This is a genomic window from Afifella pfennigii DSM 17143 (assembly GCF_000688515.1).
In the GTDB taxonomy this organism is placed as follows: domain Bacteria; phylum Pseudomonadota; class Alphaproteobacteria; order Rhizobiales; family Afifellaceae; genus Afifella; species Afifella pfennigii.
Window position 1 is genome coordinate 87,866 of record NZ_JHZK01000006.1, and the last position, 14,582, is coordinate 102,447.

Consider the following 14,582-nt stretch of genomic DNA (forward strand, 5'->3'; position numbering starts at 1 on the left):
AACTGAATGCCAGCCGTTCAGGAGACGATCCAGCAGGTCAAGGCGCTTGATGTCGACAAGTACAAGTACGGCTTCGAGACGCTGATTGAATCGGAGCGCGCTCCGAAGGGCCTCGACGAGAATACGATCCGTTTCATCTCCGCCAAGAAGGGCGAGCCGGAATGGATGACCGAATGGCGCCTTGCCGCCTATCAGCGCTGGCTCACCATGAAGGAGCCGTCCTGGGCGCGCGTCAAATATCCGCAGATCAAGTACCAGGATCTTTATTACTACGCCGCGCCGAAATCGATGAGCGGGCCGGCCTCGCTCGACGAGGTCGATCCTGAGATCCTGAGGACCTACGAAAAGCTCGGCATCCCTCTGAAGGAGCAGGAGATCCTGGCGGGCGTCAGGAAGGCCGGCGAGCTCTCCGACATGGAGGTGGACGGCGACGGCGCCGCCGGCAACGGCGAGATGCGTCCCGTGGCCGTCGACGCCGTCTTCGATTCCGTCTCCGTCGCCACCACCTTCAAGAAGGAACTCGCCAAGGCCGGCGTCATCTTCATGCCGATCTCCGAGGCGATCCGCGAATATCCCGATCTGGTGAAGAAGTATCTCGGCTCCGTCGTGCCGATCACCGACAATTTCTTCGCCACCCTCAATTCGGCGGTCTTCTCCGACGGTTCCTTCGTCTACGTGCCCAAGGGCGTGCGCTGCCCGATGGAGCTGTCGACCTATTTCCGCATCAACGAGCGCAATACCGGCCAGTTCGAGCGCACCCTCATCATCGCCGACGAGGGCTCCTATGTCTCTTATCTGGAGGGCTGCACGGCGCCGATGCGCGACGAGCACCAGCTGCATGCGGCGGTGGTGGAGCTGATCGCGCTCGACGATGCGGAGATCAAGTACTCCACCGTCCAGAACTGGTATCCGGGCGATTCCGACGGCAAGGGCGGCGTCTACAATTTCGTCACCAAGCGCGGCGATTGCCGCGGCAGGAACGCCAAGATCTCCTGGACGCAGGTGGAGACCGGCTCGGCCATCACCTGGAAGTATCCCTCCTGCATTCTGCGCGGCGACAATTCGGAGGGCGAGTTCTATTCCATCGCCATCTCCAACGGTCATCAGCAGATCGACAGCGGCACCAAGATGATCCATCTGGGCAAGAACACGAAAAGCCGGATCATCTCCAAGGGCATCTCCGCGGGCGTTTCCAACAACACCTATCGCGGTCTCGTTTCGGCGCACCGCAAGGCTTGCGGAGCGCGCAACTTCACCCAGTGCGATTCCCTGCTCATCGGCGAGAAATGCGGCGCCCACACCATCCCCTACATTGAATCGAAGAACGCCTCGGCGATCTTCGAGCACGAGGCGACCACCTCCAAGATTTCCGACGAGCAGCTCTTCTACTGCCTGCAGCGCGGCATGAGCGAGGAGGAGGCGGTGGCGCTCATCGTCAACGGCTTCGCCCGCGAGGTCATCCAGAAGCTGCCGATGGAATTCATGGCCGAGACGCAGCGCCTCATCGGCATCTCGCTGGAGGGAAGCGTGGGCTAATGGGCCAGTTTCGGTTGGGCACCTCGCCTAAGTTCGACGAACTGATGCGGGATGCGATGGTCGCCATACAAGCCGAAACCGATATACGTCAGCCTGCTCTCGTCCAGAGCATGTTCTACGTGTTCTACATGCGCATCTTTGATGAGCTCGGTTTTTCACATCAGGACATACAAGCGAACGTGAGGGCGGTGCTTGAGATGATGGATGCCGCCAAGAGAGAGGCTGAAGAAGACGACGAGTGAATGGCGAAAATGGATTACGCTGCCTTGACGAAGAGCCAGCAAGAAGGGTGGGCAATGACCGACGAACCCGACAACCTGATCCTTGAACATCTGCGCGCCATCCGCGGCGACATGGCGAAGCTCGCCGACGGCATGCAGACGCTGAGCGCCGAGATGACGGCGATCCGCCAGCACTTTTCCGGGGTCGTGACCATCCAGGAGCACGACCACTCCGATATCGCCGCCTTGAAGCTGCGGCTCGATCGCATTGAGAAACGGCTCGACCTGGTGGACTAGGCCGGCCGCAACGACATCGCGCCATTGGCGCAAACCGAAGAGACAGCGAATAGACGATGCTTGAGATCGACAACCTGCACGCCAAGGTGGCGGAGGACGAAGCTGAGATCCTGCGCGGCCTTTCCCTGAAGGTCGGCGCCGGCGAGGTGCACGCCATCATGGGGCCGAACGGCTCGGGAAAATCCACCCTCTCCTATATCCTCGCCGGCAAGGAGGATTACGAGGTCACCGACGGCTCCGTCACCTATAAGGGCGAGGACCTTCTGGAGATGGAGCCGGACGAGCGCGCCGCCGCCGGGCTCTTCCTCGCCTTCCAGTATCCGATCGAGATTCCGGGCGTTGGCACCATGACCTTCCTGAAGACGGCCATGAACGCCCAGCGCAAGGCGCGCGGCGAGCCTGAGCTGTCGACGCCCGATTTCATGCGCACGGTGCGCGAGGTGGCGGCGAGCCTCAACATCACCCCGGAGATGTTGAAGCGGCCCTTGAATGTCGGCTTTTCCGGCGGCGAGAAGAAGCGCAACGAGATCCTGCAGATGGCGCTTCTGGAGCCCTCGCTCTGCGTCATGGACGAGACCGATTCCGGCCTCGACATCGATGCCTTGCGCGTCGTCGCCGATGGTGTGAACCGGATGCGCTCGCCGGAGCGCTCCATCGTCGTCATCACCCATTACCAGCGCCTGTTGGAATACATCGTGCCCGATTTCGTCCATGTCATGTCGCGCGGCCGCATCGTGAAGTCCGGCGGACGCGAGCTGGCACTGGAGCTGGAGGAGAAGGGCTACGCCGATTACGTGGAGGCGGCGTGATGGCCGAGGCTGAACGCAAGCGCACGGCGGCCGAGGAGGCGCTGGCACGTCATTTCGCCGCCCTGTCGGGCGACGACCCGATGCGCGAGCAGCGCGCCAGCGCTTTCGACGCGTTTCTCCAGCGCGGTCTGCCGCACCGGCGCATCGAGGAGTGGAAGTACACCGATCTGCGCGCATTGATGCGCGATGCGCCCGGCCCGGCCGCGCCCGCCGCGCCGGAGGCCGCCAAGGCCGCGCTCGCGAACGCCGACGTCTTCGCCGAGATCGACCGCGCCCGCATCGTCTTCGTCAACGGCCATTTCGTGCCGGCCCTGTCGGATCTGTCGGGCCTGGAGAAAGATGTCGAATTTGCCTCCTTCGGCCGCTTTCTCGCCGATGGCGGCGCGCTTTTGGATCGCGCTTGCGATCAGGCGGATGAATCGGAGGCCCCGGTCCTGGCGCTGAACGGCGCCTTCGTCACCGACGGGGCGGTGATCCGCATCCGCGACGGAGCGAAGCTCGCCCGGCCGCTGGAGATCGTCACCGCCTTTGCCGGCGAGGAGCCCGGCCTGCAGACGCTGCGCCATCAGGTGAGCGTCGGCGAGGGCGCCGAGGCCGTCATCCTGCAATCCTATGTCGGCCCGGACGGCGTGGCCTACCACACCAACGCCGTCGCCGAATTGCGTATCGCCAAGGGTGCCAAGGTGAAATGGGTGAAGGCGCAGGAAGAGGGCGACGCGGCCCTTCATCTCGGGCTCGTCCTGCCGCGTGTCGACGCCGGGGCGGTGTTCGATCCGTTCTTCTTCGCCGCCGGCAGCGCCGTGGCGCGCTCTGAGATCCGCCTCGTTTTCGACGGGGAGGGGGCGAGCGCCGGCATCCGCGGCGCCACCATCGCCCGCGACCGCCAGCACATCGACACGACGCTGATCGTCGATCACGCCGTGCCGCATTGCACCAGCCAGGAATTCTTCAAGTCGGCCATCGACGACGAGGCGAAGGGCGTCTTTCAGGGGCGCATCAATGTCTGGCCCGATGCCCAGAAGACCGAGGGCAAGATGATGAGCCAGGCCCTCCTCCTGTCGGAGGGGGCGGAGTTCGCCAACAAGCCGGAGCTGGAGATCTTCGCCGACGATGTTGTCTGCGGCCATGGCGCCACCTGTGGCGAGATCGACGAGGAGATGCTCTTCTTCATGCGTGCGCGCGGCGTGCCGCTGGAGGAGGCCGAGCGCCTGCTTGTTCACGCCTTCCTGGCCGAGGCGATCGAGGAGATCGGCGATGAGGACGTGATCGCGGCCTTGGAGGCGCGCACGCGAAGCTGGCTGTCGCTCGGCAGCGAGGTCCGCTGAGGGGAAGGTCGAAAGGCGGGCGGCCTGCCCCCGTAAGGCGGGTCGCTCGGCCACAACCTGGATGGAAGCGATGCTGACGAACGAAGCCGGTCTGGCCGACAAGGCGGCCTACGATATAGCGGCGGTCCGCGCCGATTTTCCGGCCCTTGCCCTCAACGTCTACGGAAAGCCGCTTGTCTATCTCGACAACGGCGCCTCGGCGCAGAAGCCGCAAGCGGTGATCGATGCGATCACCCGCGCCTATACGGAAACCTATTCCAACGTCCATCGCGGCCTGCACTATCTCTCCAACGCGGCGACGGAAGCCTATGAGGAAGCGCGCGAGACGGTGCGCGCCTTTCTCAACGCCCCGTCGGCCGAAGAGATTATCTTTACCCGCTCCGCCACCGAGGCGATCAATCTTGTCGCCGACTCCTACGGCCGCATGGCGGTTCGCGAGGGCGACGAGATTGTGCTCTCCATCATGGAGCATCATTCCAACATCGTGCCGTGGAACTTCCACCGTGAGCGTTCCGGCGCCGTCATCCGCTGGGTACCGCTTCGCGAGGATGACAGCTTCGACCTTGAGGCCTTCGAGCGGCTCTTGAACGAACGCACCAAGATCGTTGCGGTGACTCATCTTTCCAACGTCACCGGTACCGTCGTGCCGATTCGCGAAGTCTGCCGTATCGCCCATGCGCGCGGCATTCCCGTGCTCGTCGACGGCAGCCAGGCGGCGGTGCATCTTCCCGTCGACGTTGCGGAACTGGGCTGCGACTTCTACGTCTTCACCGGCCACAAGACCTACGGCCCGACGGGCATCGGCGCGCTTTGGGCAAAGCGCGAATGGCTGGAGCGGATGCCGCCTTTCCTCGGCGGCGGCGAGATGATCAAGGACGTGACGGAGGAGGGGGTCACCTACGGCGATCCGCCGCACAGATTTGAGGCCGGCACGCCCCCCATCGTCCAGGCGATCGGGCTGGCGGCGGCGCTGCGCTACATGGAATCGCTCGGCCGCGAGGCCATCGCCGCGCACGAGGCGGAGCTGAAGGATTACGCCCATCAGCGCCTCGGCGAGATCAATTCGCTGAGGATTTACGGCCAGGCCCCCGACAAGGGCGCCATCGTCTCCTTCAATCTGGAGGGCACGCATCCGCACGACGTGTCGATGATCATCGACCGGGAGGGGGTCGCCGTGCGCGCCGGCACGCATTGCGCCCAGCCGCTGTTGACGCGCTTCGGCACCACGGCCACCTGCCGCGCATCCTTCGGCCTCTATAATACGAAGGCGGAAGTCGATAAGCTTGCCGAGGCGCTGAGGAAGGCGCAAACCTTTTTCGCCTAAGGCTCTTCTGGCTTGAGGAACGCGTGATGGACGAAGCCAAGACGAACGACGAGACGGTCAAGCGAGAAGCAGGGGCGCCGGTATCGGATGCCATTGAGGCTGGCGAGGAGACGCCGAACTCGCCCGCCTTCGAGGCGACGCACTTCGCCCCTGAGGAGGTGGAGCGGCTGAGCCGTGACATCGTCGCCGCCTTGAAGACGGTCTTCGATCCGGAGATTCCCGCCGACATTTACGAGCTCGGCCTCATCTACAAGGTCGATATCGACGACAACCGGCATGTGAATATCGACATGACGCTGACGGCGCCGGGCTGCCCCGTGGCGGGCGAGATGCCGATCTGGGTGGAGAACGCCGTTGCCTCGGTGGAAGGCGTCTCCGGGGCCACCGCCCATATGGTTTTCGACCCGCCCTGGACGCCGGACCGAATGTCGGATGAGGCCAAGGTCGCCATCGGCTGGTGGTGAGGCCGGCGCCGATTTCCTCGCCGATGCGGCGGGCGCGCGGACGGCGCGGTGGAAATCGGGCCGCAAAGGACTTAGATTAGTGTCATGGCTTTTCCCGGATTTCAGGTTCTGACCCTCACCGACGCCGCTGCCACGCGCGTGCGCGAGATCGTCGACAATGCCGAAGATGGCGCGGCCGGAATTCGTGTCGGCATCAAGAAGGGCGGCTGCGCCGGCATGGAATACACCATCGACCTCGTCAAAGAGCCGGATGCGGCCGACGATGTGGTGGAAGCGGGCGAAGGCGCCAGGGTCTTCATCGACCCTTCCGCGACGCTCTTCCTGCTTGGCACGGAGATGGATTTTGAGGTGACGAAGCTGCGGACCGGCTTCGTCTTCAAGAACCCGAACCAGACTTCGGCCTGCGGCTGCGGCGAATCGGTAGAGCTGGCCGCAGCCGATCTCTCCCGCTTTCAGGGGGCGGGCGCTTAGCGCTTTAGATCTTCGATTTCCGGCTTTGGACGGACGTTCCGGCGGACGGACGTTCCGGCTGGCGCTTGCCGGGCCGCTCACTGACCGCCGATGCGCACCGGCTGGAGCAGGAAGGCGGGCACGTGATCGCCGAAGCCGACCGGCTCTTCCTCGCGCTGGCGTCGGGATTTGCCCCGGCTGCGCTCGCCTTTGCCGCGCTCGTCCTTGCCGCGCTCCTCCTTGCCGCCATCGGGCTTTGAGGCACGCTCCTCCTTGGCCGCGTCTTCCTTCTTCTCCTCGCCGGCGTCCGCCTTTGCCCTGCTGCGGCCGCGCGCCCCGTCCTTGCCGGAGCGGCGCGAGGAACGTCGGCGGCGCTGATCTTCCTCCTCCGCGTCGTCGTCGGCTGGCGGCTCGAAGCCCGAAAGCGCGGGAATGTCGTGGTCGATCAGCTTCTCGATGGCGGAGACGTATTTGCGCTCCTCGGGGGTGACGAGCGTGAAGGAGGCGCCCTTGCGCCCGGCGCGTCCCGTGCGCCCGATCCGATGCACGTAATCTTCCGCATGGGTCGGGACGTCGAAATTGAAGATGTGGCTGACGGCCGGAATATCGAGGCCGCGCGCGGCGACGTCGGAGGCCACCAAAAGGCTGATCTTGTTGTCGCGGAAGGATTCCAGCGTGGCGAGTCGCGCATGCTGGTCCATGTCGCCGTGCAGCGCCCCGACCGAATAGCCGTGGCGGGCGAGCGAGCGATAGAGCGTGGCCACGTCGCGCTTGCGGTTGCAGAAGATGATCGCGTTCGTAAGGTCGTCGGCGCGGTTGATGAGGGCGCGCAGGGTGACGCGCTTCTCGTGCGGCTTGCGCCCGGTCGCCACCTTGTGCTGGCTGACATTCTCCGCCGTGGAGGAGGGGCGGGAGGCCTCGATCCGCTCCGGATCGTTCATGAACTTCTTGGCGAGCTTGGCGATCTCGCCCGGCATCGTCGCCGAGAAAAGCAGCGTCTGCGGTTTGCGGGTCGCGGTGATGAGACCGACGATGCGCTCGATATCGGGGATGAAGCCCATATCGAGCATGCGATCCGCCTCGTCGATGACGAGGATTTCCACGCCCGTCAGAAGCAGCCGCCCACGCTCGAAATGATCCAGAAGCCGGCCGGGCGTGGCAATCAGCACGTCGGCGCCGCGCGTCAGCTTCTTGTCCTGCTCGTCGAACGAGACGCCGCCGATGAGCAGCGCCACGGTCAGTTTGTGATTCGCGCCGTAGCGGGTGAAGTTGTCCTCCACCTGCGCGGCCAGTTCGCGCGTCGGCTCCAGGATGAGCGTGCGCGGCATACGTGCTCGCGCTCGCCCGCGTTCCAGAAGCGTGAGCATCGGCAGAACGAAGGACGCGGTCTTGCCGGTGCCGGTTTGGGCGAGGCCGAGAACGTCGCGGCCGGTCAGAACATGCGGGATGGCCTGCGCCTGAATAGGCGTCGGCTCCGCATAGCCAACGGCGTTAACGGCCTGCAAGACCTTATCGCTGAGACCAAGTTGATCGAAACTCATGGGAAATTTCACGCCCGCCGGAAAGGATCGACGTCGGGCTTTTTACGTCAGGCGCAACATAGGTGCCATGCGACATGTGTCAAGCAAGCGCTTTGGCGCATTCAGGTCTTTCCGCTGTGGCTGCGCCGATGGCGGGCTCAAGGCGGCCATCGCTATGCTTGACGCTTCGATGCCTGGCGCGGAGTGAGGCGGCGGGAAAGGGGCCAAGGAAGCGCTATCCCATATGCAAGCGTGGATTGAATAATCTACATTAGAGCAATTTCAAGACTATCCGCGCAGGTGCCGGATCGGCCCGCCGAGATGTCGCGATCCCACCATGGCCGTTCTCTCGCTCAGCCTTGGTTTCTGTTCTGTCGGAGTGTTGCTCTCCAGCGACAGACAGGTTGAGCCGCGTCTGGTAAGTCCAATGCAACTTGAGGCATCTTTCATGGAGGAAGTGATGCGGAAGCTTCTGTTATCAACTGCGGCGGTCGCGCTGCTTGGTGGCACGGCGGTTGCTGCCGATCTGCCGACCTACGAGCCCGCTCCGGTCGCCCCGGTCGTGACCCCGACCTACGACTGGACCGGTGGCTATGTCGGCCTCTTCGCCGGCTGGGGCTGGGGCGACGTCAACGTGTCGGACATCAACGGCTACAACGCTGCCCCTCCGGGAGGCAATTTCGGCTACGACACGGACGGCTTCTATGGCGGCCTCTATGGCGGCTATAACTTCCAGTGGAACTGGGTGGTTGCCGGTCTGGAAGCCGAGGCGGCCTGGCTCAACTTCGACGACAACGCGCAGTTCCCTGGCTTCGTCGGCGTTCCCGGCCGGGCGGGCGACAGCGTCGCCTCCGTCGAGAGCGACTTCTACGGCTCGCTGACGGCTCGCCTCGGTATCGGCCTCGACCGTGTCCTGGTCTACGCCAAGGGCGGTGTCGCTTTCCTCAACACCGACTTCTCCTACGTCGACACCAATGCGACGGGCACGACGCTGGTTGCCGGAACGAGCAACGACGACTGGCTGGCGGCCTGGACCCTCGGCGGTGGCGTGGAAGTCGCGGCGACCGACAACGTCGTGGTGCGTGCTGAGTACATGTACGCCGATTTCGGCGACGTCAGCCACACGGCCACCACGGCCGGCGGCGCGCCCTTCACCTTCCGTCACGAGCTCGACGACGTGCACACCATCAAGCTTGGTGTCGCTTGGAAGTTCGGCGGTCCGGCCTTTCCGGTCACGGCTGCCTACTGATTTCTCCACACCGGTCAGACTTCAGCCGGCGGCCTTGGCCGCCGGTTTTTTTTTATGCGCGGCGCACCGTGCCGTGCCCGCCGACCCGTCTTTCCGTTCAGACGAGTTCCCGGGCCGCGTGACCCTGTGTCTCACCCGGGGCGCCAGCCGGCTGCGGCCGGCGACAAGGGCGGTCGGCGGCCGGAATAATCGCGTCGAAACCGAGGCTTGGCGGCGCACGCCGGTCGGCCCGGCGTCTTGCCGCTATGCTTCTCTTCGCTCTCGCCATTCTCCGAGCTCGTCCTGACGTAAGGGTAAGGCCTTGCATCGCAATGCGACCTGAGCAAGCTTCTATCCTCACGACCAAACGTGTCGAATTCGCTATATTTTAGAATGCTTTAAAGACGGAGCAACGCATGCAACGCTGGCTGGTGGCATCCTTGTCATCCCTTCTTCTTGCAGGCACGGCCGCGGCGGCCGACCTGCCGAGTTACGATCCGGCGCCGATGCCGATGGCGGCGGCGAGTGCTTATCAATGGACGGGCTTCTATGCCGGCCTTCACGGCGCCTTCGCCACCGGAGATCTGACCGGCGACTACGACATCGCGCCCTTCGGCGCCTACACGGCCCTGCCCAGCCTTGATATCGACGGTTGGCAGGCCGGTCTGCATCTCGGCTACGACTGGCAGTGGAACTGGGCCGTCATCGGCGTGCGCGGCGACCTTGCCTGGAGCGACTACGAGGCCAGCACCACGGTTCTTGGCGTGCGCGGCGTCTGGGAGACGAACTGGACGGCGAGCCTGACGGGCCGCCTCGGCGTCGCCGTGGATCGCTTTCATCCCTATCTGCTCGGCGGCGTCACCTTCCTCGACAGCGAATCGACCGCCCGCAACGCCGCCTTCAGCGCCAAGGCCGATGCCAGCTATACCGGCCTGACGCTCGGCGCCGGGCTGGAGGCCGCGCTGACGGAAAACGTCTCCCTCTTCGGCGAATACCGCCACACCTGGTTTGAGGAGACGAAGATGAACATCGGCGCGCCCTTCACCTCGCGCGTCAAGCTTCAGCCCGAGCTCGACACCTTCATGGTGGGCGTCAGCTACCGCTTCGGCGGATAGGCGAGGGCATGGCGGGCCGAAAGGCTGTCGAACGTTGAACTGGATGCGCGCCGGCGGCACTGTCCGCCGGCGCGTTGTCGGCAAGGTGTGCCGCTGCGAACAGCGCGGCGTGCCTGGATCTTAAACGTCGATCAGCTCTTCGGAGGCGAAGGCCGCGCGCTCCTGGATGAAGGCGAAGCGCGCCTCCGGCTTGTTGCCCATCAGCGCCGCGACGGCTTCCTTCGCCGCCGCCGCGTCCTCCTCCAGGACCACCACCTTCAGGAGGGTGCGGCGCGCCGGGTCCATCGTGGTTTCCTTCAGCTGCGCCGGCATCATCTCGCCGAGCCCCTTGAAGCGGCTCACCTCGACCTTGCCGCGGCTGGAGAATTCCGTTGCCAGAAGCTCGTCGCGGTGGCGCTCGTCGCGCGCATACATCACCTTGCCGCCTTGCGAGAGCCGGAAGAGGGGCGGCACGGCGAGATAGACATGGCCCTGGCGGATCGCCTCCGGCATCTCGCGGAAGAGGAAGGTGATGAGCAGCGCGGCGATATGGGCGCCGTCCACATCGGCGTCCGTCATGATGATGATCTTGCCGTAGCGCAGATCCGCCTCGCGGTATTTGGCGCCCGTGCCGCAGCCGAGCGCCTGGACGATGTCGGAAAGCTGCTGGTTCTGCGACAGCTTCTCGCGCCCGGCGCTGGCCACGTTCAGGATCTTGCCCCTCAAGGGCAGGATCGCCTGGCTGCGCCGGTCGCGCGCCTGCTTGGCCGAGCCGCCGGCCGAATCGCCTTCCACGATGAAAAGCTCGGTCTGCTCGCGCGCCGAGGAGGTGCAATCGGCGAGCTTGCCGGGCAGGCGCAGCTTGCGCGTGGCGCTCTTGCGCGAGATCTCCTTCTCCCGGCGGCGGCGCAGGCGCTCCTCGGCGCGCTCCACCACCCAGTCGAGAAGCTGCGCCGCCTGGTTGGGCGAGGCGGCCAGGAAATGGTCGAAGGCATCGCGGATGGCCGTGTCGACGATGCGCGCCGCTTCCGCCGTCGCCAGCCTGTCCTTGGTCTGACCGACGAATTCCGGCTCGCGGATGAAAACCGAAAGCATGCCGCCGAGCGAGGTCATCACGTCGTCGGAGGTGATGGCGGCCGCGCGCTTGTTGCCGGTGAGCTCGCCATGCGCCTTCAGCGAGCGGGTGAGGGCGGTCCTCAGCCCCGCTTCGTGCGTGCCGCCCTCCGGCGTCGGCACCGTGTTGCAATAGGAGCGCAGAAAGCCGTCGCCGGCGAACCAGGACAGCGCCCATTCCACCGCGCCGTGCCCGCCCCGGTTCTCCGTCCTGCCGGAAAAGATCTCGCCGATGCGGGTCTCGCCGGCAAGCTGCGCCTCCAGATAGTCGCGCAGGCCGCCGGGAAAGCGGAAAACCGCCTTTTCCGGAACCTCGCTCTTGGGGGCGATGAGGCTCGCCTCGCAGAACCAGCGGATTTCCACGCCGCCGAACAGATAGGCCTTGGAACGGGCCATGCGATAAAGCCGGTCCGGCTCGAAGACGGCGCGCGGGCCGAAGATCTCCGGGTCGGGCCTGAAGCGGATGCGCGTGCCGCGCCGGTTCGGCGCCTCGCCGATCTCCTTCAGGGCGCCGACCGGCTTGCCGCGCTGAAAATCCTGCCGGTAGAGGCGGCGCCCGCGTGCCACCTCCACCTCCAAGGTTTCCGATAGCGCGTTGACCACCGACACGCCGACCCCGTGCAGGCCGCCGGATGTCTCGTAGACCTTGGAGTTGAACTTTCCGCCGGCATGCAGCGTCGTCATGATGACTTCCAGCGCCGAACGGTCGGGAAACTTCGGGTGCGGATCGACGGGAATGCCGCGGCCGTTGTCGGTGACGGTGAGAAAGCCGTCCGCTTCCAGCGCCACCTCGATGAAGCTGGCATGTCCGGCGACCGCCTCGTCCATGGAATTGTCGATCACCTCGGCGAAGAGGTGATGCATGGCCTTCTCGTCGGTGCCGCCGATATACATGCCCGGCCGCCGGCGCACCGGCTCCAGGCCCTCCAGCACCTCGATCTCGGCCGCCGAATATTGACCCGCGCCGAAATCGCCGGCGCGCCTGCTCTGGCCGCGCCGGCTGCCGCTGGCGGGCTTTGCGGCGCGCTCCTCGCTGGGACGCGCCTCCTGGGAGAACAGGTCGTCGGCTCTTTCCATGCCGCTTCCGTTGCTGTGCGAATCAGGTTGCGATTTTGCCACGCTCATTCTCTTGCCGCGACCGTGCCGGGCTTCAGGTGGACGAAGCCGGGCGCCAAGACAAGCCCTGCGCGGCGCGGCAGAGCTTTTCGCCGGCAGGCGAGAACGGCCGGGCGAGGGCGGCCGGGGCGCAAGAGGCAATGGCGCAAGAGGGAACGTCGGGGGCGCAAGAGGAAATGGCGGGAGGTGGTCGGCAGGGCAATGAGGGCCTTTTCGGGTGCGCGCGAAGTCCTAGTCGACCACCTCCTGACGATGGGACGATACATCAATCGACGCCGAAGGGCTGTGCGCGCTTCGACACAGCGGCCCAAAAACGCGCTTTCCCACAGATGAGAGGCGCCGGGAGCGGCGACAAGCCGGGCTTTCGTCCGTTTCCGCGCGCCGCGAGGGGCTTTGGGATGGACGCGGTGGCATGGCTCTGATTCGCGCTTCTCGATCGCATGGCCACGACAAAGGGGACGCTTGCGCCCCGGCGGCGGGGGCCGAGGGCGAGGCGGCGCGCAAGTGACAAGGACGGGAAGGAAAGAGCGGCGGCAAAGGAAAAGGGGAGGCGCTAGGCCTCCCCTTGAAGCATCTTCGGCGGAGAGCGGGCCGCAAGCCCGCGCCGCTTACACCGAATAGTACATCTCGAACTCGACCGGATGCGGCGTGTGCTCGTAGCGGATGTTCTCTTCGCGCTTCAGGTCGAGATAGGCCTCGATCTGGTCCTCGTCGAAGACGCCGCCGACGGTCAGGAACTCGTGGTCCGCCTCCAGGGCTGCGATCGCCTCGCGCAGGGAGCCGCAGACGGTCGGGATGTCCTTCAGCTCTTCCGGCGGCAGGTCATAGAGGTCCTTGTCCATCGGGTCGCCCGGATGGATGCGGTTCTTGATGCCGTCGAGGCCCGCCATGAGCATCGCCGAGAAGGCGAGATAGGGGTTGGCGGCCGGGTCCGGGAAGCGGATCTCCATGCGCTTCGCCTTCGGCGAGGTGGTGTAGGGGATGCGGCAGGAGGCAGAGCGGTTGCGCGCCGAATAGGCGAGCAGAACCGGCGCCTCGAAGCCCGGCACCAGACGCTTGTAGGAGTTGGTGGAGGGGTTGGTGAAGGCGTTGAGCGCCTTGGCGTGCTTCAGGATGCCGCCGATGTAATAGAGGCACTCCTCTGACAGGTCGGCGTATTGGTTGCCGGCGAAGACCGGGTTGCCGTCCTTCCAGATCGACTGGTGGCAATGCATGCCCGTGCCGTTGTCGCCATAGACGGGCTTGGGCATGAAGGTGGCCGTCTTGCCGTAGGCCGCCGCCGTCTGGTGGATGCAGTACTTGTAGATTTGCAGCTTGTCGGCGATGCGCACCATGGTGTCGAACTTGATGCCGAGTTCATGCTGCGCGGAGCCGACCTCGTGGTGGTGCTTTTCCACCTCAACGCCCATCTCGGCCATGTACATCAGCATGTCGGAGCGCAGATCCTGGGCCGAATCGATGGGCGGGACCGGGAAGTAGCCGCCCTTGGTGCGCACCCGGTGTCCGAGATTGCCGCCTTCGTATTCCGTCCACTGATTGGTCGGCAGCTCGACGGAATCGAGCAGAAAGCCGGTATTGTAGGGCGTTGCCGAGAAGCGCACGTCGTCGAAGACGAAGAACTCCGCTTCCGGACCGAAGAACGCCGTGTCGCCGATGCCGGTCGACTGCAGATAGGCGAGCGCCTTCTTGGCGGTGGTGCGCGGATCGCGGCTATAGGGCTCGCCCGTCGACGGCTCCAGAATGTCGCAGAAGATCGCCAGGGTGGGCTGGGCGAAGAACGGGTCCATGACGGCCGTCTCCGGGTCCGGCATCAGCGTCATGTCGCTTTCGTTGATGGCCTTCCAGCCGGCGATGGAGGAGCCGTCGAACATGACGCCGTCGGCGAACATGTCCTCGTCGACGACCGCGACGTCCATCGTCACATGCTGCATCTTTCCGCGCGGATCGGTGAAGCGCAGATCGACGAATTTGACGTCATTGTCCTTGATCGACTTCAAGACGTCGGAAGCGTTACTCATGAGTGTCACCTTCTATTGGAACGGGAGAAACGGGGTTACGATGAGAAATGAGGCGAGGGCGGGCGGG

Annotated in this window: 13 protein-coding genes; 10 read left to right on the forward strand and 3 right to left on the reverse strand. The window is 64.9% G+C overall.

The window, feature by feature from the left end:
* Nucleotides 1–6: 6 nt before the first annotated feature.
* The 8 genes from sufB to sufA all read left to right on the forward strand — a co-directional run bounded on the left by sufB (nucleotide 7) and on the right by sufA (nucleotide 6,447).
* Nucleotides 7–1,536, forward strand: a complete 1,530-nt coding sequence (gene sufB / locus Q331_RS0106975; RefSeq protein WP_026380085.1) for a Fe-S cluster assembly protein SufB — start codon at nucleotides 7–9, stop codon at nucleotides 1,534–1,536.
* Nucleotides 1,536–1,778, forward strand: a complete 243-nt coding sequence (locus tag Q331_RS0106980; RefSeq protein WP_026380086.1) for a hypothetical protein — start codon at nucleotides 1,536–1,538, stop codon at nucleotides 1,776–1,778. Before sufB ends, Q331_RS0106980 begins: the two co-directional genes overlap by 1 nt.
* A gap of 54 nt (nucleotides 1,779–1,832) precedes the next feature.
* Nucleotides 1,833–2,054: a hypothetical protein gene (locus Q331_RS0106985; RefSeq protein ID WP_026380087.1), complete on the forward strand. Its 222-nt coding sequence runs from the start codon at nucleotides 1,833–1,835 to the stop codon at nucleotides 2,052–2,054.
* Between the two features lie 56 nt (nucleotides 2,055–2,110).
* The gene (sufC, locus tag Q331_RS0106990; RefSeq protein WP_026380088.1) at nucleotides 2,111–2,863 is read left to right on the forward strand and encodes a Fe-S cluster assembly ATPase SufC; all 753 of its coding nucleotides are present in this window, start codon (nucleotides 2,111–2,113) and stop codon (nucleotides 2,861–2,863) included.
* Nucleotides 2,863–4,188: a Fe-S cluster assembly protein SufD gene (gene sufD / locus Q331_RS0106995; protein ID WP_026380089.1), complete on the forward strand. Its 1,326-nt coding sequence runs from the start codon at nucleotides 2,863–2,865 to the stop codon at nucleotides 4,186–4,188. The genes sufC and sufD overlap by 1 nt, the downstream gene beginning before the upstream one ends.
* A gap of 70 nt (nucleotides 4,189–4,258) precedes the next feature.
* On the forward strand, nucleotides 4,259–5,512 hold the full coding sequence (locus tag Q331_RS0107000) for a cysteine desulfurase (protein ID WP_034491410.1): 1,254 nt from the start codon (nucleotides 4,259–4,261) through the stop codon (nucleotides 5,510–5,512).
* A 26-nt stretch (nucleotides 5,513–5,538) separates the two neighbouring features.
* Nucleotides 5,539–5,976, forward strand: coding sequence for an SUF system Fe-S cluster assembly protein (locus Q331_RS0107005; protein ID WP_084174856.1), 438 nt, complete (start codon nucleotides 5,539–5,541; stop codon nucleotides 5,974–5,976).
* A gap of 84 nt (nucleotides 5,977–6,060) precedes the next feature.
* The gene (gene sufA, locus Q331_RS0107010; protein ID WP_034491346.1) at nucleotides 6,061–6,447 is read left to right on the forward strand and encodes a Fe-S cluster assembly scaffold SufA; all 387 of its coding nucleotides are present in this window, start codon (nucleotides 6,061–6,063) and stop codon (nucleotides 6,445–6,447) included.
* Between the two features lie 77 nt (nucleotides 6,448–6,524).
* On the opposite strand, the gene Q331_RS0107015 is transcribed toward sufA, so the two are convergent.
* Entirely contained in the window at nucleotides 6,525–7,967 is a 1,443-nt protein-coding gene (locus Q331_RS0107015; RefSeq protein ID WP_026380093.1) for a DEAD/DEAH box helicase, read from the reverse strand.
* Between the two features lie 439 nt (nucleotides 7,968–8,406).
* Between Q331_RS0107015 and Q331_RS20445 the strand changes: the two genes are divergently transcribed.
* Entirely contained in the window at nucleotides 8,407–9,195 is a 789-nt protein-coding gene (locus Q331_RS20445) for an outer membrane protein (RefSeq protein WP_169738475.1), read from the forward strand.
* 395 nt (nucleotides 9,196–9,590) lie between these two features.
* Entirely contained in the window at nucleotides 9,591–10,289 is a 699-nt protein-coding gene (locus Q331_RS0107025; RefSeq protein WP_026380094.1) for an outer membrane protein, read from the forward strand.
* A gap of 120 nt (nucleotides 10,290–10,409) precedes the next feature.
* Here Q331_RS0107025 and parE read toward each other — a convergent pair whose 3' ends face one another.
* Together parE and glnA are read right to left on the reverse strand one after the other, a co-directional pair.
* Nucleotides 10,410–12,458 carry a DNA topoisomerase IV subunit B gene (gene parE, locus Q331_RS0107030; protein WP_026380095.1) on the reverse strand — a complete coding sequence of 683 codons (2,049 nt, stop codon included), beginning with the start codon at nucleotides 12,456–12,458 and terminating at the stop codon, nucleotides 10,410–10,412.
* 647 nt (nucleotides 12,459–13,105) lie between these two features.
* Complete coding sequence (gene glnA / locus Q331_RS0107035; protein WP_026380096.1) at nucleotides 13,106–14,515, reverse strand: type I glutamate--ammonia ligase; 1,410 nt, start codon at nucleotides 14,513–14,515, stop codon at nucleotides 13,106–13,108.
* Nucleotides 14,516–14,582 lie beyond the last annotated feature (67 nt).